This is a genomic window from Bacillus sp. FAU20 (genome assembly GCF_056033865.1).
This window is the reverse complement of the sequence record NZ_JBVYHY010000026.1, coordinates 85,596-108,157: the sequence shown is the minus strand read 5'-3', so window position 1 is coordinate 108,157 and position 22,562 is coordinate 85,596. Positions and strand designations below refer to the sequence as shown.

Genomic DNA, 22,562 nt, shown 5'->3' with positions numbered 1-22,562 from the left:
AAAAGTATGTACAATGAATTTTGAATGTAAAGGAAGATTAATATGTCAGTTATTGATAAATTGAAACTTAATAAGTATACAAATATGGTCGTTATTAACGAACCAAGTAATTATGACATTTTTACAGGTAAAGAAACTGCATTCTCAAAAAAACACGATGCTATCTTTATATTTGTAGAAACGCTTGATGAAATGGTGAAACAAACGAATTTTATTATTAGTAATGAAGAATTACTAATTGAAAAAGGTTACGTGTTCTTCGCATATCCGAAAAAAGGTAATGCTCGTTATAGTACGTTTATTCACCGTGATGAGATGTTTCCGGCATTAAACGTTGGAGAAGATGGTTATGTGGGAGAAAGCGATATTAAATTTGCACGAATGGTAAGTATGGATGAAGTCTTTACTGTTGTAGGTTTAAAACGCGAGAAGAAAAAAACAACGAAAACATCTGCTATGAGTCAATGTGTTGTCGATTATGCAGATCGAATTAAAGATGTTGAAGCATTATTAGCTAATCATCCGAATGAACTTAAGTTTTATCAAAGTTTAACGCCTGGATACCAAAAAGATTGGGCACGTAATCTTTTTTCTGTGAAACAAGAAAAAACACGTGAAAAACGTCTAGAGAAAATGATAGAAATCCTTTCACAAGGCTATAAAACAATTGAATTATTCCGTAAAAAGAAAAAATAATGACTAAGAAAGTCACAATGCTGCAACAATTAATTGTGATGAGTACATTGAAAAAAGTATTCCTTCCATTATACTAAGGAATGTTCTTATATTTATATAATTAGCAAAAAGAGAAAAGGTGTTTGAAATGAAATCGTATATTGTAGTTGGATCTGGAATTTTAGGAGCGTCTACTGCTTATCATCTTGCTAAGGCAGGTGCGAATGTTACTATCGTGGATCGCCAACAATTAGGGCAAGCAACTGATGCAGGAGCAGGTATTGTATGTCCATGGCTATCACAGCGTCGTAATAAAGCATGGTATAAAATTGTTAAAGGCGGTGCACGTTACTATTCTTCGTTAATTCAGCAATTAGAAGAAGACGGTGAAACTGACACAGGATATAATCGTGTAGGTGCAATTAGTTTACATACTGACGAGAAAAAGTTAGATCAAATGGAAGAGCGAGCTTATAAACGACGTGAAGATGCCCCAGAGATTGGTGAAATCACTCGCTTATCAGCTGAAGAAACAAAAAAATTATTCCCGGCATTATCAGAAGAATATAGTTCTGTTCATATTAGTGGTGCTGCACGAGTAAATGGAAGATTATTACGCAATGCATTAATAAGTGCTGCGAAAAAACATGGTGCAACTTTTATAAAAGGCGATGCAGTATTAGTCCGTGAAGGAAATCATATTACTGGAGTTACAGTAAACGATGAAACACTTTTAGCAGAAAAGGTTATTGTAACTGCAGGCGCATGGGCGAACGAAATCTTGAACCCATTAGGAATTAATTTCTTAGTTACATTCCAAAAAGGACAAATTGTTCATCTGCAAATCGAAAATACAGCAACAGAAAATATGCCAGTTGTTATGCCACCGAACGATCAATATATTTTAACGTTTGACAATGGGCATGTCGTAATTGGTGCAACACATGAGAATGATACTGGTTTCGATCATCGTGTAACAGCAGGTGGTTTACATGAAGTATTCCATAAGGCATTAGCAGTTGCACCTGGCTTAGAAAATGCTACAATGCTTGAAACGAGAGTTGGATTCAGACCATTCACACCAGGATTCTTACCTGTTATCGGACCACTACCTAACTTTGAAGGAATTCTCGTTGCGAATGGATTAGGCGCTTCGGGTTTAACAGCTGGTCCATACCTAGGAGCGGAACTTGCTAAACTAGCGCTCGGACAAACGATTGAATTAGATTTAAATGATTATGATGTTGCTGGCGCAATTGAATAATATAGGGTACTGCTAACATTTAGAAAAAACCATGCCAAACATATTCGACAGGGAATAAGCAGTTTTTCCTCTGTTAAGAGTAAGCCTGTTTATGAAAAATAAAATTCTTTAAAAATAGAGGGCTGACATTATAAACCTGCATTAATAATGTAGAATTGTGATGTCGGCTCTTTATTTATATTTATTTAAAACTTATTTTCGAGAGGAGCTTAAGCAATGAGAGCACCATATCAAGTATTGATATTTCCTTATATAAAAACTGCCGATTCCATTCAATATGCTATTTTCAAACGAAGTGATTATGGTTATTGGCAAGGAATAGCTGGTGGCGGAGAAGACGGTGAGATTCCTATTGAATCAGCAAAACGGGAAGCGTTTGAAGAGGCTGGTATTACAAGAGAATGTCCATATATACAATTAGATTCTGTGTCTTCACTACCAGTAGAGGATGTAGTTGGAGGATTCCTTTGGGGCGAAGAGGTTTATGTAATAAAAGAATTTTCTTTTGCAGTTAAAGTCCCTACAAAAAACATATCATTATCTAAAGAACACTTCAATTATAAATGGTTATGCTTCGAGGAAGCAGTAACGCTTTTGAAATGGGATAGCAACAAAACAGCATTGTGGGAATTAAACAAAAGACTATTAAAACAATAAAAGTTTTTGCTAACAAAGATATTAGTGGAACAAGAATTGAACAATTAAAAAAACCTTGCTACACTTCTAAACAATGTTTTAGATTATAAAATAGAGTAATATAGATTTGGCATGGTTAATGAACTAAGAGAACTTGCACTAAGAAAAAACCTATACAGTTGACTTTGATAAAATGAAAATAGTTAAAAACATTTTTATGTCGTACGGTTTTTGGCTATGAATAACAGAATAAATATTAAGTATTCAACAGTTCAAATAGAACGATTCAGCTTTTTATTTTAAGAAGAAAGATGAATCGTTTTATGCTAAAATTCGCTTAGTGTAATATTTTCGTTAAAATGTGGGTGGGCCCCTTTTAGCAAAACCGGAGTGGGAATGATGAGTATAAATAGTTTTGTGGGATTGATAAAGGACGAATTATTAAAAGAGGTAAGAATAAGAAGTGTGGATGAATTCGAGCCTGTAGTAGTTAAAGATATTCCTAGACTTTGGAAGTGTTTAGGAACAGGTAATTATGCCGCAGTATTCATGCACAGAGAATACAAAGATTGGGTAGTGAAAGTTTACGTGCGAGAAGGAGAAGGAATTGAAAAAGAGTCAGAAGTATACCGAAGAATTGGAGATCATCCTTCTTATTCAAAGCTTATATATAAAGGAGAAAATTTCATAGTATTGAAACGTTTAAAAGAAATTACCTTATACGATGCTATTCATAAGGGGATTAAAATTCCTAAGCAGGTAATACTTGATATCAATGAGGCTTTAGAGTATGCGAGGGAACAAGGATTAACTCCTTGTGATGTTCACGGGAAAAATGTGATGATGGAAAAAGGAAGGGGATATGTAGTAGATGTATCTGATTTCTTAAAAACAAAAGAAGATAGTAAGTGGAGGGATCTAGAAAAGGCATATTTCACTTTTTATTTTCCTTTCATTTATAAATTGCCTTTCACTGTTAAAATACCGTATTTTATGTTAAACATTGTTAGACGTTCGTACAGAAAATATAAGAAGTTTAAAAAGAAATTTAAATTATAAAAGAACCACATATGTTCCTGAAAACGATTTGAATTCACATAAATAACTTTAGAAAAACTTTAAATTTTGTTTAGGGGATACTTCAAGACCTTAGCTTGCTAGGGATATGGTGCTACCTCAAAATATAAAAAGATTAGGAATGAATCCTAATCTTTTTATTTATACATATTTTTGTTAGTTATATCACTATCAATTCCAAAATGGGACATTTTGAATAAATGAAACCGTCAAAATAAGTGTTGATGCGGAACCAGCAGTTACTAAAGTTACTATCTTTCGTCCATTCTGTTCTTTTGAAGGTTTTATAAGTTCTGTAATTAACACAATCCATATTATGATAGAGACTATTGAAATAATATTTATAGACATATGTAACACATCCCTTCTTGTTTTTACATAAATATTTCTTCTTTTATAAAATAAAAGCAATTTAACAAGAAAATAGGTACCGCATTAAAAATCAATATTTTCCTGTTAAACCACCTTTTTTAAATAGAAATACGACTGATAAAACGATAACAACGGCCTTCAAACTGCCCCAATATGGATAAATAGCATGATCTGTTAGACTAGCATATTGAAAGAAATTCTCTAAGCCGAAAATTCCTATCATGACTGCTAAAATGAATGAAGCTGATCCATACTTCCCGTTATGATAGAGGGTAAATAAGTATAATGCACATATAAGTGGTACGATGATTTGTAATAAGAGTGTCATAATTAATCCCCCTAATATATCGATAATTATATTATATACAAAATTGTAATAAAAAGGAATGCGACTTATTTGATACTAACAGAACTACTCTAATCATATTCTTCTATAAAAAAGAGTAAAAAGGGGTGTACAGTTAATTGACAAAAGTTAAAGTTAGTTTACGACCCATTGTTCATAACGTAAATTTACCAACTGTATTGAAAACAACGATACTTTCAGGTGAATCGACCGAAAGACTATTTATCGCAACTCAATTAGGAGAGATTTTTTACATAGGGGACGGAGTTATAAAGACATTTTTAGATATTCGTCACCTAATTATTAAATTAGGTACATTTGAAGAAGGTGTTTCTAGTAGCGGTTATGATGAACGCGGATTGCTTGGACTTGCGTTCCATCCACACTTTTTTCAAAATGGGTTATTTTATCTTCATTATTCAGTAGCTGGAACTCAAGGTCCAGGTGCACTTTCTAAACAATTTAAACCGAATCCTTGTGACCCTAAAACTTTAAATTTAAAGTGGGTAAATAGAGATACTCAATATGATCATATTGATACAATTGAAGAATGGATTTTTCAATCAAACGGTCAACCTCAAAAACGTAGAACATTACTTAATATAAAACGCCCGTTTTTTAATCATAACGGAGTCAATAGCTTAAACTTTTCACCTGAGACTGGAAAACTTGTTTTTACAAATGGAGATGGCGGATCAGGTTATGATCCATTTAATTTAAGTCAAGATGATTTGGAAATAGCAGGAAAAATAATTGAAATCGATGTAAATAAAAATACATTTATAAATAACCCTCCTGTAGTTACACGTTTTAATGAACTTCCTTTATCTATACAAGAAACACTTACAGTAGTTGCAAAAGGAGTACGTAATATAACCGGCATTTCATTTCAAAGGTTTTATAATCAATATATCAAATACGCCGGAAATGTCGGACAGGATATTGTAGAGTCTGTTTTTTCATTTGTTCAATATAAACCTATACCAGTTACAGAACTTGTTCAAATGCATTTTATGAGGTTAACTCCCAATCAAGATGGTTTTATCAATTTTGGGTGGCGAGGATGGGAAGGGGATTTACCTACTTCTTTTATACGACATTGTTCCGAAAATCAGGCTTTGGATGAGAGAACAATGGTTTATTATGATGAAACAATACAAACTTCAGTGAAGCGTATTCTGCCTCTACTTAGTTATTTTCATAAAGATTCTAGAACAGATAAGTTTGGAGGAACTTCACTTACAGGAGTTCAGCCATATATGGGAAATGCAATTCCAAATTTAACAGGTAGCGTTGTTTTTACTGACCTTGCTAAGAAAGAAGATTTTCGACCACCAGTTAAGGGTGTTTTAGCTTATACTAGAGCAGGTACAGATGGTAAACATGCTGACTTTCATGCTATTGAAACCAATTATGATTTTGGTACGCAACCAGCTTATTATATGAGTTTAGGAACAAATTCGGATCAAACTAAATTATATTTAGGAGTTTACAGTTCTATGAAAGTAACTGATTTTAACAAAGGTACCATTTTTGAAATTATTCCTTGATACGATATAAATTCTCAGTTTAAAAACATAAAGAGTTTATTCTGCTTCCAAAACGCACAACTTGACTTGTCCCCCTAAAAATCTTCAATCTATAAGTATCTATTATATAGTGATTTATAACTAGTAGAAAGCAACTCATAAACCATAAGTGTATGAATAATATAGAAAGTAATGAATGTGGTATCTTTAGGGGGTATTTTAATGAATTGGTTTGTACGTTATTGGTATCAACTGATGATAGAACATGATACGAGCTTTGTTCATAAAAGAAAATTGTCCCTTGCGAATAAGTTAGTACTTACAGCTTTGATGAGTGCATTGGCCACCATGTTTCAAGCAGCTGGGAACTTAGTTCCTGGTATAGGTTTGCTCATTAGTCCATTTTCGACATTACCGATTTTTTTTGCTATTTTCTATTCTATTCGTGAGGGAATACTTTCTTATGTTCTTACTATTTTTCTATTATTTATTATTGAGCCCAGTGAACTAATTGTCTTTCCTTTTACTACAGGCTTATTAGGTCTAGCCTTAGGAGTATCTTTTTTAATATTAAAGAGGAGAATTTGGATTGTTTCTTTTTCAGCAACTTGTCTACTTATAGGTATTATGATCGTTCTCGATGTTTTCCACTTTCCGGTACTTGGTCCTGCTGTTCATACAACTATGGATATAAAAATTATTTTATCAATATTTATAATGAGCTTTCTATACTGTTGGATTTATGCAGGTTTTTGCAGAATAATGATGAATAGATTATATAAAGTGTTGTATTGATAATGGCATAATGAGGATTGGAGATTGAATTTATGACTAACGTTGCAGTTAGAAGACCGAATTTGAATGATGTAGATGAACTATATTTATTTTTCCGTATAGTTATTACGAATACATACAAAAATGAAGGATTGTCACAATTATTGGATGACATAGAAAATGAAATTAACTCAAAAAAGCAGTATTTGAAAAGTGATTTTGATAGTAACGGAGAAAGTCGTTACTTTTTATTAGCAATTGATACAAGTAACGATAAAATCATTGGAACAATCGAAATCGGTCCAGCAAGTACATTGATTAATAGTTGTACAGGTGGTGTACTTAAAAATTTGTATGAAATAGGAACTGTATTCATACTTCCGGAGTATCAAAGAAAGGGAATAGGGAGTTTATTACTACATACAATGTTTCTTACATTACTTAGCAGAGGGATAACAGAATATTGTTTAGATAGTGGATATAAAAATGCGCAAAGTATATGGATAAAAAAGTTTGGAAAACCTAGCTATGTATTGAAAGATTACTGGGGAGAATCCAGTGATCATATGATTTGGAAGAAAAGTTTACATGATACACCTATAATATTTGAATTATAAAATGAAATATGCCTTTGAGCATAGCTTTTCTTACTTATGTATGCTATTATTTATCTTTATAATAAAAGAGGACGTGAATGAACTTGATTAAAATTAATATTCCTGAAGCTGATGTTTCAATTACTGAACGTAAACAAGTTATTAAAGGAGACGAGCCAATCATTACTCCAATTAATGGATTTATCGATTTCCACTTGTTCCCTAGAGATAAAGGCGGCATTTTTATGTTTTACAATATTAATGACGAACTTCTTTTCGTAGGTAAAGCTCGTAAAATTAGACAACGTATTAAGAAGCATTTTGAAGATAATGTTTCACCAATTAAAAACCACCGTGATGAAGTATACCGCATTGATGCATGTATCGTAGAAGATCCAACAGAAAGAGAAATTTACGAAACATATATCATTAATGAATACAAAGCGAAATATAACGTTGATAAAGTATTCTACAAATAATCAACATTAATAAAAAGCAATCCTAGTTAATATGCCAGGATTGTTTTTTATTTAGATTTATTCTTCATATCTTTCTCCTTTTTTCAAATGATTAGCAGCAACAAAACAGATTACACCTATAAATATAAGTACAATACCAACCGTTTTATGTTTTCCCTCAAAGAAAGGAATATCTAAAATAACATTTGTCATACATAATCCTAAAAATACAAGGATAGGGCCCACCCAAAGTAATACATTACCGAATTTTTTGTGCTTCCACATAATAACCCTCCTTAATCCTCTTTACATATATATCCATAAATGAAAAGTAAATTCATAGAGAAATATAGTTTTTTTCATATCGAAAATTTAACCCTCATATATTGGTACAAGCAAAAGAGAAAGGAGACCATCATGAATTGGTTAGAAGCTTTCATACTAGGTATAATTCAAGGTTTAACAGAATTTTTACCAATCAGTAGTACCGGACATCTTTATTTAGGAAGGCATTTGTTCCGATTAGATGAGGCTGGCTTATTTTTAGATACGATGCTGCATATTGGGACTTTACTTGCGGTGTTTATTTATTACAAAAAAGAATTTATATATTTAATTAAAAATCCATTTTCAAAATTAATGCTGCTACTTATTGTCGGAACGATACCCGCAGTTGTAATCGGATTGTTGTTTAAAGATTTTTTTGAGGATATTTCAAAAACAGGTATTACAATTGGTTGGGAGTTTTTAGTGACAGGATTCTTTCTCTACTTGGCGGATAAACAAAAGAATGGTCGTAAAAAAATGGACGACATTACATATAAAGATGCATTTATTATCGGTTCATTTCAAGCGGCTGCTATTTTTCCGGCAATTTCTCGTTCTGGAATGACAATCGTCGCTGCATTATGGAGGAAGTTGGACCGCGAAACTGCTGCTTACTTTTCTTTCTTATTATCAACGCCAGCGATTGTCGGAGCTATCATTTTGCAATTTGTAGACGTTTTTCAAGGGAAAGCAGAATCTATTTCTAGTACATCTTTAATTGTCGGAACGTTATCAGCAGCGTTTTTTGGATATATAGCTGTTTCATGGATGATTCAATATTTAAAACGTCACTCCTTAAAAGTATTCGCGTATTACGTATGGGGATTAGGTATTTTAATTTTAATGTTGCAATTTACTGATGTATTTTAAGTATAATGATAAAGAAGTTAATTAGTTTAAGATCCTGTTTCATTCATACAAGGCAGGATCTCTTTTTATTAAGGGGGAAAATATGTTTAATAAGGCTATCGTTATTGGTGGAAGCATGGCAGGAAAGTTTGCAGCAAAAGCATTATCAACTTCTTTTAAAGAAGTAATCATTATAGAAGCTGGTGAAAGATGGGATGGAAAGTCTTCGATAAAAAGAGTTCCACAAAGTAATCATCCTCATGTGTTATTAAAAGGTGGAGAAATCGCAATTGAGGAATTGTTTCCTAATATTACGAATGAATTAATAGAAGCGGGTAGTATTATAAACAACTTTACGCGTGATTTGAAATGGAATCAATTCGGTCTATGGAAACAACCGTTCATAGGGGAAATACATATGATTCAACAAAGTCGTCCTTTGCTAGAATGGCATATTCAAAAACGAATACATCAAATTTCAAATATTACTATTAAATATGGAACATTGGTTAAAGGGTTATTGGTAGATGCAAAGCTTAACAAAGTGTGTGGAGTAAAAGTTAAATATTTAGAGACAGACACACAAGAAGAAGTTCATGCGGATCTTGTAGTTGATGCGAGTGGATTTGGCTCGAAAAGTATAGAGTGGCTACGAGAATACGAAATTGAAGTAAAAGAAGAGAAAGTTCGTATTGATTTATTTTACGCAACGAAAATGTTCAAACTTAAAGAAAATGAGGAGTTAGACTGTTGTAACATGCTAATGTCTCCGAGTTTCCCTGATAACCCTTATGGTGTTCTTATTCAAACGATAGAAGATAATCGTTATTTTGTTACTTTTAGTGGATACGCAAATGAGAAAGCACCACAAACAGATGATGAGTTTTATGATTTTGCTGAAAACCTATCAATTTCTAATGTTACAGATTTCCTAAATAAGGCTGAGGGAATTACTGATATAAAGACATACAAAATTCCTTATCAAGTACGCCGGCGATTTGATTTAGTGAATAATGTACCAGAAGGATTATTAGTTGTTGGAGATGCGCAATGTCGTTTTGATCCCGTTTTCGGCCAAGGTATTTCAGTTGCTGCTATGGAGGCTCACCAATTGCAATTACTTTTGCAAGATAGAAAACAACTTGATAAAACATTTACACAACAATTTTATAAAAAGGCAGCTACTATAATAGAAACCGCTTGGGATATGACAACAACAGAAATTTCACGTCACCCGCAACTAAAGAGAGAATTAACTACAAAACAAAAATTTCAGCTATGGTATACGAAACAAATATATCGACTATCTGCAAGTAATTCTGATGTTTATATTCGGTTAGTACGAGTGATGAATTTAATTCGTAGTCCATTTCATCTTTTTCATCCGAAAGTGCTACTAGCTGTATTACTTAATCGAAAGAAATAGCAGGAATATAATTGATTAAAAAAGAATGTATAACATTTAGTAAATCAAGAAGGAGAATACGGGATGGAAATATACATAGAGCAACTAAAGAAACAAGATGCTAAGGATTTATATACGTTTGAACTTACGAATAAATCTTTTTTTGAAACAATGGTACCAAATCGTGGCTCAAAATATTTTGAATTTGAATATTTCCAAAAACTACTAGACGATTTATTAATAGAACAGGTGGATGGAAATTCTTATTTTTATTTAATTCGTAATGAAGAAAAAGAAATTGTAGGACGAATCAATTTAGTAGATATAGATACAGAAACTCGAATTAGTTCGCTAGGGTATCGGGTCGGAGAAAAATTTACTAAAAAAGGAGTTGCAACAGCAGCCGTAAAATTAATTTTAGATGTAGCGAAAAATAATGAAATTACTGAAGTTCATGCTAAAACAACGACTAATAATCTCGCATCACAAATTGTACTAGAAAAAAGCGGATTTTCTTCTTATCAAAACGAATCAGATGTAACATCTGTAGAATTACATGGAGAACATGTGAAGTTTGTACACTATATTTGGAGAAATACTTCGCGCTTATAATAAGGAGGACTTATTCATGAATGATTTACGTTATCCAATTGGCCAATTTACATACAAACGTCCTATAACTGCAGAAATGATTGATACATGGATTCAAGAAATTGAAGATTTACCTAATGAACTAACAAAGGCAATTAAAGATTTAGATCAGAAGCAGTTAGATACACCATATCGCATTGGAGGTTGGACTGTACGTCAAGTAGTTCATCACGTCGTTGATAGCCATATGAATAGCTACATACGCTTTAAATTAGCACTGACAGAAAAGAATCCAACTATTAAGCCGTATAAAGAAGAGAAGTGGGCAGAGTTACCCGATTCAAAATTACCGGTAGATGTTTCACTAGTAATGCTAGATTCATTACATAAAAGATGGGTTAACCTGTTATATTCTCTAAAAATTGAAGATTTAGAAAAGACATTTAACCATCCTGAAACTGGTGAAACAAAACTTGCTGTTGCAATAGGACTATACGCATGGCATGGTCGTCACCATACCGCTCATATTACTTCTTTAAGAAAGCGTCTAAATTGGTAACATGGAGATTATATTAGAGAAGGCGACAGAAACTGATGCAGAAGTTATATTTCAAATGCAAATAGACTCATTTAGCTCTTTATTACATAAATATAAAGACTATGAAACAAATCCAGCAAATGAAACTATCGAAAAAACTATTTGTAGAATAAATCATGTAGACGGTGGCTTCTATAAAATAATAGTGGCTATGAATCTTGTTGGAGCGATATGCATTTCACAAAAAGAAACACCCTCTAAATTTTGGATCAGTCCAATGTTTATTCACCCGAGTTATCAAGGAAAAGGAATTGCCCAAAAGGTACTTACATTAATTGAGGAAATGTTTCCTGAAGCAACGAGCTGGGAACTTGCTACTATTTTAGAAGAAGAGAAAAATTGTTTTTTGTATGAAAAGATGGAGTATAAAAGAACAGAAGCTAAAAAGGAATTAAATGATAAAACTACACTTGTTTATTACAAAAAAGAAAGGTAAAGCATACAAAATACGCTTTACCTTTCTACATTATTTAAGATTAAATATACAAAAATAATGTATATTCTTCCAAAATACTCGGGTTATTAATTTTTGAAATGAATAAAAATACAAAAACCACTACTTTGTCGTAAAGGTTACTAACGCTTTTTGAATGCTTAAAATACTATCGTCACCTTTAAATTCTTTCGTAATTGGATCCTCCATACTAGACACCCAAATTTTAAGTTCTGCATCTAAATCAAAATGCCCAGCCGTTTCGATGCTATATTGTGTAATACTTTTATAAGGAATAGAATGGTATTCTGTTTTTTTGCCAGTTACTCCTTGTTTATCTACTAAAATAAGACGACGATTTGTAAATACGATTAGATCACGAATTAATTTATAAGCATGCTCTACTTTTTCATCGTCTAGCATAATCTTCTCTAAATCACGTTCTACACTTTCAGAACTCGTATTTGATGCATTTCCTAAAATACCGCTAAATAACCCCATATTAAATTCCTCCTTTAATATATGTGGAATGAATTACTTATATTGTAACATGTTACTCTCAAAGATATTATGACTTTACTTTAGTAGTTTCTGGTTATTGTTGTAATTAGTTTATATAACCTCATCTTAAAATCTTATGCTAATATGGAATTAAGAAAAAAGAAGCAGAGGGATATAGCATGAAGAATATAGGTTTAGTATTAGAAGGCGGAGGAATGAAAGGTTTATATACTGCAGGTGTACTCGAATATTTCATGGAAAAGAACTTATTCTTTCCGTATGTAGTCGGCGTATCAGCAGGAGCCTGTATGGGAGCAACTTATTTATCACGTCAAAAAGGGAGAAATAAGAAAGTAAATACAGAGCTAGTAGCAGATCACCGTTATATATCTTATCGAAATTTGATTCGAAAACGCGAATTATTCGGAATGGATTTTTTATTTGATGAAGTACCTAATAAAATTGTACCATTTGATTTTCAAACTTTCTTAAACTGTAATGAACAGTTTGTCATAGGGACGACTGATTGCGAATCAGGACAAGCCATTTATTATAATAAAGCAGAACACGGAAATGATATTTTAAAAATCATTCGCGCCTCAAGCTCTGTGCCGTTTATAGCACCTGCTGTAGAATATAATAATCGAAAATTATTAGATGGAGGGATTATAGACCCTATACCAGTTTTGAAAGCCCAAAAGGATGGTTATGAAAAGAACGTTGTCATTATGACAAAGCCAGAAGGATATGAGAAGCAGCGAAATAAATTTTCAGGCCTGGCTAAAATTTTATATAGAAAATATCCGAAAATCGCAGAGAATTTAGTAGACCATTATCGTTTTTATAATGAGACGATATCTTATATGAATCGAGAAGAACAAAAAGATAATTTTTATGTAATTCAACCAAGTGTACAGCTTCCCATAAGCGGAATAGAAAGAAATAAGGAAAAGCTCGTTAATCTATATAATCTTGGGTATATCGATGCTCAATATCATTATGAAAACTTATTAAATTGGATAGAGAAATAAAGGGGTGGAAAGTTGAAGTTAGGAAAACGAATTATTTTTAAGGAATTGCAGAAAATGCATAGTCCACTTCATAAACCGTTTCCTTATCGTGCTACAGCAAAATTGCAGCGAGATTTAAAAAGTAAATTTACCGAAGATGACTGTATAAACGCTGATTTTAATCATTATTGGATGCATACAGCAGCTACTTTAAATTCTGTACTAAATGGAAACGAACAGAACATTACGTTTCAACAAATAAAGTGGTTAAGAAAATCGTTTTTCGAGTGGTTTCCGCAATATCGTTTTCTAGAAACAGAAATTGTGAATTATCCCATTTTGTATAGAGATTTCATAAGTTATGAGAAGACCAGAAAGCTATTACTTTATTACCTTACTGAATAAAAGCGAAAACGTACAGGTTACATTACTTGTACGTTTTTTTGTTCATAAAACATTCAATATTAACAACTAGTTTATATAGGAATTCTAATGAGAAGAAAGAAGTACATATAATAGAATGATGCAGGGGAGGAGAGAGGAATAGCTGTTTTACTTTAAGTTATTGTCCAACTCGAATACAGTTAGTTATTTATGTTAAAATATTTCGAGTGAAATCAAGCTTTTAAGGATTTCATTAAACATTAAACAAAACAAGTTAGCAACATAGAAGGGATAACATTAACATGAAAAACGTATCAAATATAGATAAAGTAGAATCAATAAAATCTTTACAGTCAACAATTAGTAAACTTGAAAATGCCTTATCACAGATGACTCAAAAAGGATCAAATACTACTTTAGTGAAAAAAAGACTCAAAGCAGCTAGTATCGGCTTAGCTATGTTAGAAAGTGTTTGGAAGCAAGAAACTCATCATTATACTCAGGAAGATTTAGCAGAAGCTCGTAATGTTCTAATTGGTTTGCTTCCATCAATTGAAAAGATTTACGTTAAGTCAAAGCTTGGGAGTCCTCAAAGAACGCTTTTAGAAAGAAGAATAAAATCATTAGAACTTTCTATTCAGGCAATTGATTACTTTTCTAATAAATAACTTCGCTAAACAAATAACTTACGACTACTTTTATATAGGGATTCTAATGAAAAAAACTACATATAGAATACTACAAAGGAGGAAGAGAGGTGACTACAATAATCAGTCCTAAGTTAGAGAAGCTTAAAAATCAATTAAAGAATGGAAACGAAAAAGCTCTTTATACTTTTTTGCATGAAATAAAGTCAAATCACACGCCACTAATAGAACAATGCCCTGCAGATAATCAGTATAAGCTTATAACGTATATATGGTTAGGGGATCAAAACACTGAAAACGTTTATGTATTCGGTAGTTTTCCTGGTTGGGATTTGTCTGTAAATCAATTACAACGATTGTTACAGACAGATATTTGGTATGTAACGTTTAGGACGGATAAGAGTTTTATTTCAACGTACTATTTTTCAGTAAACGATGTTTTCGAAAATGATTGGATAAAGCGTAGTGAACAGTACGAAATAGACCAATTTAATCGAAATACATTTGGAGAAGGTACCAATAAAGCGTCTGTGTTAAACATAGGAATGGAGGTGCAATATAGCAGTCGTTTTCCTTCAAATGATTATCCATCCGGAAAGATTGAAACATATTCTTTTTATAGTTCGATTTTAAATAACACACGCAAAATTCATATTTATACGCCTCATGATTATTCTCACACTTCACATCTTCAAGAACTTCTCATTGTATTTGATGGGAATTCATTCATTAATGACCTTTCAATCACAAAAACACTTAATTATTTAATTTACGAAAAAGAAATCCCATCGTGTATTGCTGTTGCTATAGATCCTGTCGATCGATTAGAAGAGCTAACTTATAACGATAAAATGAATGCATTTTTAACGAAGGAATTACTTCCGTGGATTCAATCTAAGTATCACGTTTATCAAGAAAGGAATCATACAACAATTGCTGGTTTCAGTCTTGGTGACCTAGCAGCTTTTTATGCAGCGCTTTAAAATCCACATGTTTTCGGAAACGTGTTGTCAATGTCTGGATCCGTGCATTGGAAAAAGGATGGTTATGAAAATCAAATTTCATCTATAGATTTAAATGCGACTCAACCTCATTTTTATATTGCAGCAGGAGAACTCGAAAACAAACCTCTTTTAACGGCTAATAGACGCCTGTATAAAGCTTTAAAAGAAAAAGAGTATCCAGAGATTACTTATGAAGAGTTTCAAGGCGGATATGACGGTATTTGGTGGCGAGAAAAGTTATTTGATGGATTGAAAGCATTGAAACGTACAAAAACGCTACTATAAAATGTAAAGAGGAGAGATTCTATGAATCAAGAAGAACTAGATAAAAAACTAAAAAAGCAAGAGATTTTAGTAAAAGATGAGAAAGTTTGGACATTTACGTATGAGGACCATATTAGTTCTATCGTAAAAGAAGCAAAAAAGAAAGGGTCTTTTGATAATTTACCTGGTAAGGAGAAACTTCTAAATCTAGATAAAGATCTTTCGTACAATCCTGAAAAGCAACTGTATAGAACTTTGAAAAATAATCATGTATTACCTAGAATGAGGGTGAAAATGGATTTTTAACGATTTTCAATTAAGCTATCGCTTGCTATATAATTAAGTTAGGTATTTTCAATTCATTACTAAAGGGAGGCAAATGTAGTGAAGAATACGTATCAACTTCAAATTCCGAAAGAACTAGAACAGTATCGTAGTATTTTAGAAGAAAGTGTGAAACCGTATGTTAAAGTGTCTGGAACATTAGCAGAGACAACCCTTTTTGAAAGTAAGTTTGGTGGTTATCCGTATTTACCTATAGATCAAGAGCATCCTAAAGACTCAAACGGACAACCTATGATGCTACTTGCGCAGTTAAACCTTGAAGAAATACCAAACATTGAACATATGCCTCAACATGGAATGTTACAGTTTTTCATAAGTGCTGAAGAAGATCTTTTTGGAGCAGATTTTGATCATCCCACAAGCCAAAAAGACTTTCGAATTGTTTATCATTCTACAATCACAGCGGATTTAACTAAGGTGATTACTGATTTTAGTTATTTAAACACTTTAGATTTAGAGAATTTTATCATACCCGAAGCAGCAAAACTAAAGTTTGAGTTGGCATATCAACCAGTAACACCAAGAGATTATCGATTTGAAATGATTTTTAGTGATAACATTGATTGGGAAGAAATTGTTGATGAAGAAAATAATATAGAATTAGGCGAACTGTATGATGATTTATGTAAAGATCAAGGACATAAAATTGGCGGATATCCATTTTTCACACAGACAGATCCGAGAGAATGGGAAGAAAAATACCAACAGCATGACATATTATTGCTGCAAATCGATACAGACGATTCATTAAATATTATGTGGGGAGATTCTGGTGTTGCTAATTTCTTTATACGTAAGGAAGAGCTGTTAAATCTAGATTTTTCCAATGTCATTTACAATTGGGATTGTTACTAGAAGATATAAATAAAATAATAGCAAACAAAAAATCTTCCTGAAGGTAAGGGAAGATTTTTTTATATTAAAAATAAACGTTATGTTAACTAGAATAAAAAACAATGAGTGTAATGAAAGTCAAGCCTAAATAACAGAAATAACAACAAATAATGTAAAGTTGTAAAATGTGTGCAAATAGCAATCAATTCATTAAGTAAAACATAAAATAAAATCACTAATTTATATTTTGTATAGAAATAATTTTTCTGTATAAAAATTTCTTGCCGATCAAAAATGATTTGGATTCGTTAAATCTCAAGCGATTATTGATTAAGATTTGCTGTGATGAATTTATAACAAATAAAAACGATAAAAACTGAAGAAATTTGTTTAGATAAGATTTCATGTAAATCTCACTAAAAATCTCTGTTACGTCTCATTAAGTATAGTTTACTTGGTTTTTGATACCTGTAATCGATTTGTTTCTATAACTTCCTATAATATATATTATGTTAACTGGATAAAAGTAATAAACTTATTATATGTTAGTTTAGATTGTTACGCTTCCCTTTTCATCGGATTCATTCTGTGTAATCGATTGTGTGCTTATTTGTTGTTGTTTTATGAGTTGTTGATGATAATGTCTCCAGATATAAATTATATTTAAGACAATAAAAAATGCAATTCGTTTTAACTGAACGCATTAAACGAATTGCATTGATATGATTACGAATAAGTTCTTAAAATTAGTTTGCTACAGCAATTGCTTCAATTTCAATTAATAAGTTATCTTTAATTAACTTAATCTTTTCATAATCTCTTTTAAATTAATTATCATTTTTTAGCCAACGTTTGAAAGCCGATTCGCTTATTTCTAAATTTGAACAAGTTGTAGCATTACATTTATTTTTCATATATTCTTCAAGGAAATTTTGTTTTCTTTGTTTAACGGCAGTTTGAGTTTGTTTTAATTTTCAATCTTGTAATTGATCTAAACTCAGACTTTCTTTCTGAAACACTTCATATTTTCTATGCAAATAAATATCTTTGTCTTTATAAATCCAATTTGAAAATAGTTGTATTGATTTTCTTTCTGTATAACACCATCTGCTGCTATAAATCCTAAAATATAAGCCATATTATTTGACCAAGTTTTAAAATAATCTTCTTTTATGTCATACTTTCTCTTCCAGCTCCCTATAGCGCGCCTTGGAACGTTGTTGTCTGTTAGAACCATACGAATATACCTTGCAGAAACATTAGCAAGCATCGCGATTTCTGAAGTACTTTCCCCTTCTGCATACATATGAATGATTTCAGCTTTTGATAGTTTACATTTTGATTTCTTTTTTCGCTCTATGTGCACTTACATCCTCTCCTTCCTTTCTTTTATTAGAGACATATTTTCTTCTATAACACACAACGAAACGTATGTTCTTTGTTGCGTATAAGAAGGAATTTACTAAATAAAAACAATTTACAACATGTACTTAATATTTGTTTTAGCTGCCACTTTGCGATTTGTACTTTATAGATACGAATAATGAATTTGACGAATTTATGATGAAAGGTAAAATGATATAGTTTAAACTACAAATAGCTACAATAACCACATACGTAAATTGTTAATCGTAAAAAGGAGAACTGATGAATAAGAAATATACAAATCAAATTCATACTGATATGAGTTTTAAACCGAAAGATATTATAAGTTTAATGACGGATTACTTTAAAATGAAATCAAAGCTGCGTCCTATAAAGGATTTGCCTATCGTTTTATCAAATAAAGATAATGAATCGTTTGAGAGTGTTACATGGTTTGGCCATTCTGCTTCTCTTTTGAAAATAGAAGGTAAAAAACTATTATTAGACCCTATGTTTGGAGATGCCTCTTCCCCATTTCCTTTGTTTAATAGTAAACGCTATAGTGGTGCTTTTTCTTTAGAACGTGATGACCTTCAAGAAATTGATGCGATTATCATTTCTCATAATCACTATGATCATTTGAATTACAAAAGTATTATGCAGTTAAAAGATCGCGCAAAGCACTTTTATGTTCCAACTGGAGTTGCACAATATCTTATTAAATGGGGTGTTTCACCTAGTAAAATTAGTGAGCATAATTGGTGGGACGAAATTACGTTTGATAATATTAAGTTAGTATGTGCGCCTGCAAGGCATTTCTCTGGACGTGGTATGACAGATAGAGATTGTTCATTATGGTGTTCATGGCTTATTCTTGGTCAAAAGACTAAAATTTTCTTTAGTGGTGATAGCGGTTATGCCCCTCACTTTAAGGAAATTGGTGATAAATACGGTCCATTCGATCTTACATTAATGGAATGCGGACAATATGATCCGAGGTGGTCTGCTATTCATATGTTGCCTGAAGAAACGGTACAAGCCCATATTGATGTTAAAGGAGAATTACTTCTTCCGATTCATTGGGGTGCTTTTACGTTAGCATTACACGAATGGAGTGACCCGATAGAACGTGTTACACAAGAAGCCAACCGTTTAGGAGTGAAAATTACAACACCACAAATTGGCGAATCTATTACGTTAAAATCTACAGACTATCCTTTATCAGCTTGGTGGAAGGAAATTTAATTTTAAAACATAAAAAGAGCGAATCCTCTTATAAAGAATTCGCTCTTTTTTCTGTATTTAAACTTATTTTACTATATTGGATCTCCCACTATCTAATACTCTATTTGCTGGTACACTGGACATTTCAACCACTGTATTCATACTCTTATCAGTCAGTTCAATGAGTTCGTTTTCATGTTTTATTTTATTTAAATCCCACACCATCCCATGAAATTCATTATGTTGACCACTTACCTGTATAACGCTTTTTGTTTTATTTGAAGGCTGTATTTGAAGGTTTGTAAATTGATTCCCACTAATTTCATTTGGCGTAGTTACTTGACTATCCATATAAATCATATTTACACAGTCTTCTAAAGAAAAGTTCATAAAACGATTGGCATTTATCCAAGCTTGTCCGGTGCTCGGTTTTTTCGCTACTAATTTCAGTCCAGTTTCCATTCCTACAACTTTAATATTTTCGAAGTTAACAAACGAAATTTCATTTTCTTTTCCAGCAGAGTATAAAGAAATTCCGGTACCTTTATTCGTTTCCGTCCAATTGATAATATTTATATCTTTTATTTGTGTTTTGTTCCAAGTGTTATAATATTTATTTTTACCGTCTAAATAAATAACTTCAGAGTTAAATTTAGGATCGTCAATAGCTATATACGCTCCTTCAATGGATGCGTTTTTCTCTAGTTCTAAAACTCTAAAGTTTCCCTCAACTACAAATTGGGATCCATAACCAAATAATAATTTCACACCTTTTTTAACAATGATTGGTGACGTGATTTTATACTTTTTATCATCAAGCAATACAGTTTTAATTTTACTAGACTCTGCTTTATTAATAGCAGATTGTATTTTTATTGAATCATTTTCCCCTTTAAAGTTTTCTACATACAAGTTAGTACTTTTAGCTGCATAATCTTTTTTGTTGTATTGATAAAAAGCAAAAATAATTAAAACTATACCAATGAGTAAAACAATTATTTTCTTCATCGTACTCACCCCATATCGATTAATCTATGGCTTTTATATTTAGGTTATTATTATTTTGCTTTGTATTTCAGATTACCATTGCTGCTTTGTCTATGATTGAATTATATTATGTAGGATTTAGTAAACTGTTTGCTATACTAATACATCATTCTTATAATGTATTAATTTATGATTTCATAAAACAAAAGTCTGCTTGTACATAATGTAATCACTTCCTCTATCCCTAATAAGCTCTTACTGGTGATATAAGATGTACTGCTGCAGATTGCTCTCCTGCTTCAATCAATATCGGTCTCATAGAACCGCCAAAGCTTAAAGTAATCGTTTCTTCTTTTATTGCTCTTAAAGCATCAACCATAAAACGCCCATCGAAAGATATATTTAATTGTTTTTCACCTTGAATCGCATCTATCTGTTGCGTTTCGGATATTTGCCCAATTTGAGAAGCGTTTGAAGAAATTTTAATTGTAGATTCGTTTATGATTTCTAAGTTAACATTGTTATTGGCCCATTCACTTGCTAATAAACTTGATCGATCTACACCTTGTAATATCTTTTTTCTATCTATGTTAATAATCGTTTTAAAGTCATTTGGAATAAGGTTAGAAATATTAGGATATTTCCCTTCAATTAGTCTTGAATATAATGTAGTTGTTCCGAGCGTAAATATAATATGACTCTCTGAAAGGTAGATATATACGAATTCCGAATTGCCGTTTATTAATTTTAGAAGTTCACTAATGGTTGAGCTTGGTACAATACAATTTGCTTTTACATCTGAGGAAAGCAATGTTTCGCGTATAGCTAGTCTATGTGAGTCAGTTGCAGCACAAATGAACTTATTATTAGATAACTCTATATGCACCCCAGTAAGAACAGGTCTAGATTCATTTTTTGCTACTGCAAAGACTGTTTGTTTAAATACTTCAATCAATTGCTCTGTCTCTACTTTGATTTCTGCATGATTATCTATAAGCGGTACATTCGGAAACTCATCTGCAGGAAATCCATTTAAACTTAATGTGATTTCTTCTGATTGTATCTTAATAATTTGCTCATTCTTACTTTTTATTGCTATATCACTTGGCATTTTCTTTATTATTTCAATGAAATACTTTGCAGGTACAACAATAGTTCCTGCCTTTAAAATAGTTGCAATTTTTTCGTCTTCAATTGAAACAGGAATGAATTTTTTAATAAAAATATTCGAGTTACTTGCAATTAAAGTAATTCCAGATTGATCTGCAGTTATTTTTATACCAGATAATATAGGAATTAAAGATTTTGTTGATATTGCTTTGTTGACTTCTGAAAGTGATTGAGTGAATTGTTTGTGATTAACGATAAACTCCATGTTTTCCCCGCCTTACATAAGATAATATTTTTATGAAGATTGATGAACGATTGTTCCGTTAAAAAAATAAGGTACTGTTTCTTTCTTTTGTAATAAATCTAGTAAATGTTCTGGTATGCGTAAATATGGAGCTGCTATATGTAATTCCATCCAAGTAATCTCTTCGATTTCTTTTGGCCTTGATATATATGTCTCTCCGCCGATTATTTCGCCTAGAAAATTGCATGATGATCTCTTTCCTCAAAAAAGGCTTCGCTGATAGAACAAATCCCGTTTACATTTATATGTAACCCTGTTTCTTCTTTTACTTCTCGAATTACTGCTTCTTCTAATGTTTCTCCTAGTTTAACTGCGCCACCTGGTAATGTATAATAAGAACCATTTTCCCCTTTGTTTTTTACCATTAAGATCTTTTCATTAGTTTTATCGTACAAAATCGCGTATGTAACATTAACTTTTTTCATATGTACCTCCTCTATTTTAAATAAAAGGAATTTTCTGTCTTCTATTCATTCTACCATTAACTCCTTTTAATATATATAAGTTAGTTAAGTCTTGCCTTTACCACTATTGTTGGAGTTAATAAGAATAGGCTACTGATATAAAAAAAGAACGTACCTTAGGAAGATTATCCAAAGTACGTTCTTGCAGTTTTAGTATAAAAATTGATTCAATTAATACTGAAATTAATA

General features: G+C 31.8%; 25 protein-coding genes and 3 pseudogenes. 20 read left to right on the top strand and 8 right to left on the bottom strand.

Annotation, left to right across the window (positions count from 1 at the left end):
* The first annotated feature begins 42 nt into the window (after nt 1-42).
* The 4 genes from AC0OM3_RS22465 (at nt 43) to AC0OM3_RS22450 (ending at nt 3,634) form a co-directional block, all read left to right on the top strand.
* Nucleotides 43-696, top strand: coding sequence for a YdeI/OmpD-associated family protein (locus AC0OM3_RS22465; protein ID WP_474213080.1), 654 nt, complete (start codon nt 43-45; stop codon nt 694-696).
* 127 nt (nt 697-823) lie between these two features.
* The gene (locus tag AC0OM3_RS22460; RefSeq protein WP_000844392.1) at nt 824-1,939 is read left to right on the top strand and encodes an NAD(P)/FAD-dependent oxidoreductase; all 1,116 of its coding nucleotides are present in this window, start codon (nt 824-826) and stop codon (nt 1,937-1,939) included.
* A 216-nt stretch (nt 1,940-2,155) separates the two neighbouring features.
* Nucleotides 2,156-2,596, top strand: coding sequence for an NUDIX hydrolase (locus AC0OM3_RS22455; RefSeq protein ID WP_001202585.1), 441 nt, complete (start codon nt 2,156-2,158; stop codon nt 2,594-2,596).
* A 378-nt stretch (nt 2,597-2,974) separates the two neighbouring features.
* Complete coding sequence (locus tag AC0OM3_RS22450; RefSeq protein WP_000026516.1) at nt 2,975-3,634, top strand: protein kinase family protein; 660 nt, start codon at nt 2,975-2,977, stop codon at nt 3,632-3,634.
* A 189-nt stretch (nt 3,635-3,823) separates the two neighbouring features.
* On the opposite strand, the gene AC0OM3_RS22445 is transcribed toward AC0OM3_RS22450, so the two are convergent.
* Both AC0OM3_RS22445 and AC0OM3_RS22440 read right to left on the bottom strand, forming a co-directional pair.
* Nucleotides 3,824-4,003, bottom strand: a complete 180-nt coding sequence (locus AC0OM3_RS22445; RefSeq protein WP_000026326.1) for a hypothetical protein — start codon at nt 4,001-4,003, stop codon at nt 3,824-3,826.
* A gap of 91 nt (nt 4,004-4,094) precedes the next feature.
* A complete protein-coding gene (locus AC0OM3_RS22440; protein ID WP_000173572.1) occupies nt 4,095-4,352 on the bottom strand; it encodes a hypothetical protein in 258 nt (85 codons plus the stop codon).
* Nucleotides 4,353-4,489: 137 nt separating this feature from the next.
* Here AC0OM3_RS22440 and AC0OM3_RS22435 point away from each other — a divergent pair, with 137 nt between their 5' ends.
* From AC0OM3_RS22435 to AC0OM3_RS22420, 4 genes are all read left to right on the top strand, one after another.
* Nucleotides 4,490-5,920, top strand: a complete 1,431-nt coding sequence (locus AC0OM3_RS22435) for a PQQ-dependent sugar dehydrogenase (RefSeq protein WP_474213079.1) — start codon at nt 4,490-4,492, stop codon at nt 5,918-5,920.
* A gap of 201 nt (nt 5,921-6,121) precedes the next feature.
* Nucleotides 6,122-6,694 (top strand): YybS family protein, encoded by a 573-nt coding sequence (locus tag AC0OM3_RS22430; protein WP_196478408.1) that lies wholly within the window; start codon nt 6,122-6,124, stop codon nt 6,692-6,694.
* A gap of 32 nt (nt 6,695-6,726) precedes the next feature.
* Complete coding sequence (locus AC0OM3_RS22425) at nt 6,727-7,290, top strand: GNAT family N-acetyltransferase (protein ID WP_000185960.1); 564 nt, start codon at nt 6,727-6,729, stop codon at nt 7,288-7,290.
* Nucleotides 7,291-7,367: 77 nt separating this feature from the next.
* The gene (locus tag AC0OM3_RS22420; protein WP_001048941.1) at nt 7,368-7,748 is read left to right on the top strand and encodes a nucleotide excision repair endonuclease; all 381 of its coding nucleotides are present in this window, start codon (nt 7,368-7,370) and stop codon (nt 7,746-7,748) included.
* 57 nt (nt 7,749-7,805) lie between these two features.
* Here the strand turns inward: AC0OM3_RS22420 and AC0OM3_RS22415 are convergent, their stop codons facing one another.
* Nucleotides 7,806-8,012 (bottom strand): hypothetical protein, encoded by a 207-nt coding sequence (locus tag AC0OM3_RS22415; RefSeq protein WP_474213078.1) that lies wholly within the window; start codon nt 8,010-8,012, stop codon nt 7,806-7,808.
* A 132-nt stretch (nt 8,013-8,144) separates the two neighbouring features.
* Here AC0OM3_RS22415 and AC0OM3_RS22410 point away from each other — a divergent pair, with 132 nt between their 5' ends.
* The 5 genes from AC0OM3_RS22410 to AC0OM3_RS22390 all read left to right on the top strand — a co-directional run bounded on the left by AC0OM3_RS22410 (nt 8,145) and on the right by AC0OM3_RS22390 (nt 11,933).
* Nucleotides 8,145-8,924, top strand: coding sequence for an undecaprenyl-diphosphate phosphatase (locus AC0OM3_RS22410; protein ID WP_001104297.1), 780 nt, complete (start codon nt 8,145-8,147; stop codon nt 8,922-8,924).
* Nucleotides 8,925-9,006: 82 nt separating this feature from the next.
* On the top strand, nt 9,007-10,329 hold the full coding sequence (locus AC0OM3_RS22405) for an FAD-dependent oxidoreductase (protein ID WP_000482046.1): 1,323 nt from the start codon (nt 9,007-9,009) through the stop codon (nt 10,327-10,329).
* Nucleotides 10,330-10,392: 63 nt separating this feature from the next.
* Nucleotides 10,393-10,920, top strand: coding sequence for a GNAT family N-acetyltransferase (locus AC0OM3_RS22400; RefSeq protein WP_000409248.1), 528 nt, complete (start codon nt 10,393-10,395; stop codon nt 10,918-10,920).
* Nucleotides 10,921-10,936: 16 nt separating this feature from the next.
* The gene (locus AC0OM3_RS22395; protein WP_000999056.1) at nt 10,937-11,458 is read left to right on the top strand and encodes a YfiT family bacillithiol transferase; all 522 of its coding nucleotides are present in this window, start codon (nt 10,937-10,939) and stop codon (nt 11,456-11,458) included.
* Between the two features lies 1 nt (nt 11,459).
* Complete coding sequence (locus tag AC0OM3_RS22390; protein ID WP_000402628.1) at nt 11,460-11,933, top strand: GNAT family N-acetyltransferase; 474 nt, start codon at nt 11,460-11,462, stop codon at nt 11,931-11,933.
* A 120-nt stretch (nt 11,934-12,053) separates the two neighbouring features.
* Here the strand turns inward: AC0OM3_RS22390 and AC0OM3_RS22385 are convergent, their stop codons facing one another.
* The gene (locus AC0OM3_RS22385) at nt 12,054-12,431 is read right to left on the bottom strand and encodes a PH domain-containing protein (RefSeq protein ID WP_000522472.1); all 378 of its coding nucleotides are present in this window, start codon (nt 12,429-12,431) and stop codon (nt 12,054-12,056) included.
* A 179-nt stretch (nt 12,432-12,610) separates the two neighbouring features.
* On the opposite strand from AC0OM3_RS22385, the gene AC0OM3_RS22380 reads away from it, so the two are divergent.
* The 6 genes and pseudogenes from AC0OM3_RS22380 to AC0OM3_RS22355 all read left to right on the top strand — a co-directional run bounded on the left by AC0OM3_RS22380 (nt 12,611) and on the right by AC0OM3_RS22355 (nt 16,940).
* Nucleotides 12,611-13,462 carry a patatin-like phospholipase family protein gene (locus AC0OM3_RS22380; protein ID WP_000789261.1) on the top strand — a complete coding sequence of 284 codons (852 nt, stop codon included), beginning with the start codon at nt 12,611-12,613 and terminating at the stop codon, nt 13,460-13,462.
* 12 nt (nt 13,463-13,474) lie between these two features.
* Nucleotides 13,475-13,846 (top strand): YxiJ-like family protein, encoded by a 372-nt coding sequence (locus AC0OM3_RS22375; protein ID WP_000765936.1) that lies wholly within the window; start codon nt 13,475-13,477, stop codon nt 13,844-13,846.
* 281 nt (nt 13,847-14,127) lie between these two features.
* A complete protein-coding gene (locus tag AC0OM3_RS22370) occupies nt 14,128-14,493 on the top strand; it encodes a hypothetical protein (protein WP_000800305.1) in 366 nt (121 codons plus the stop codon).
* An 89-nt stretch (nt 14,494-14,582) separates the two neighbouring features.
* Nucleotides 14,583-15,761 (top strand): annotated as a pseudogene (locus AC0OM3_RS22365) (alpha/beta hydrolase-fold protein).
* A gap of 21 nt (nt 15,762-15,782) precedes the next feature.
* The gene (locus AC0OM3_RS22360; protein WP_239460905.1) at nt 15,783-16,046 is read left to right on the top strand and encodes a DnaJ family domain-containing protein; all 264 of its coding nucleotides are present in this window, start codon (nt 15,783-15,785) and stop codon (nt 16,044-16,046) included.
* Nucleotides 16,047-16,124: 78 nt separating this feature from the next.
* On the top strand, nt 16,125-16,940 hold the full coding sequence (locus AC0OM3_RS22355; RefSeq protein WP_000799802.1) for a YwqG family protein: 816 nt from the start codon (nt 16,125-16,127) through the stop codon (nt 16,938-16,940).
* Nucleotides 16,941-17,746: 806 nt separating this feature from the next.
* Here the strand turns inward: AC0OM3_RS22355 and AC0OM3_RS22350 are convergent.
* Nucleotides 17,747-18,285, bottom strand: a pseudogene (locus tag AC0OM3_RS22350) (hypothetical protein).
* Nucleotides 18,286-18,566: 281 nt separating this feature from the next.
* On the opposite strand from AC0OM3_RS22350, the gene AC0OM3_RS22345 reads away from it, so the two are divergent.
* Complete coding sequence (locus AC0OM3_RS22345; RefSeq protein WP_001037077.1) at nt 18,567-19,529, top strand: MBL fold metallo-hydrolase; 963 nt, start codon at nt 18,567-18,569, stop codon at nt 19,527-19,529.
* Nucleotides 19,530-19,592: 63 nt separating this feature from the next.
* Here AC0OM3_RS22345 and AC0OM3_RS22340 read toward each other — a convergent pair whose 3' ends face one another.
* The 3 genes and pseudogenes from AC0OM3_RS22340 to AC0OM3_RS22330 form a co-directional block, all read right to left on the bottom strand.
* Nucleotides 19,593-20,516: a hypothetical protein gene (locus AC0OM3_RS22340; protein ID WP_000721072.1), complete on the bottom strand. Its 924-nt coding sequence runs from the start codon at nt 20,514-20,516 to the stop codon at nt 19,593-19,595.
* A 223-nt stretch (nt 20,517-20,739) separates the two neighbouring features.
* A complete protein-coding gene (gene dnaN / locus AC0OM3_RS22335) occupies nt 20,740-21,870 on the bottom strand; it encodes a DNA polymerase III subunit beta (RefSeq protein WP_000394491.1) in 1,131 nt (376 codons plus the stop codon).
* 30 nt (nt 21,871-21,900) lie between these two features.
* Nucleotides 21,901-22,334: pseudogene (locus tag AC0OM3_RS22330) on the bottom strand (NUDIX hydrolase).
* Nucleotides 22,335-22,562 lie beyond the last annotated feature (228 nt).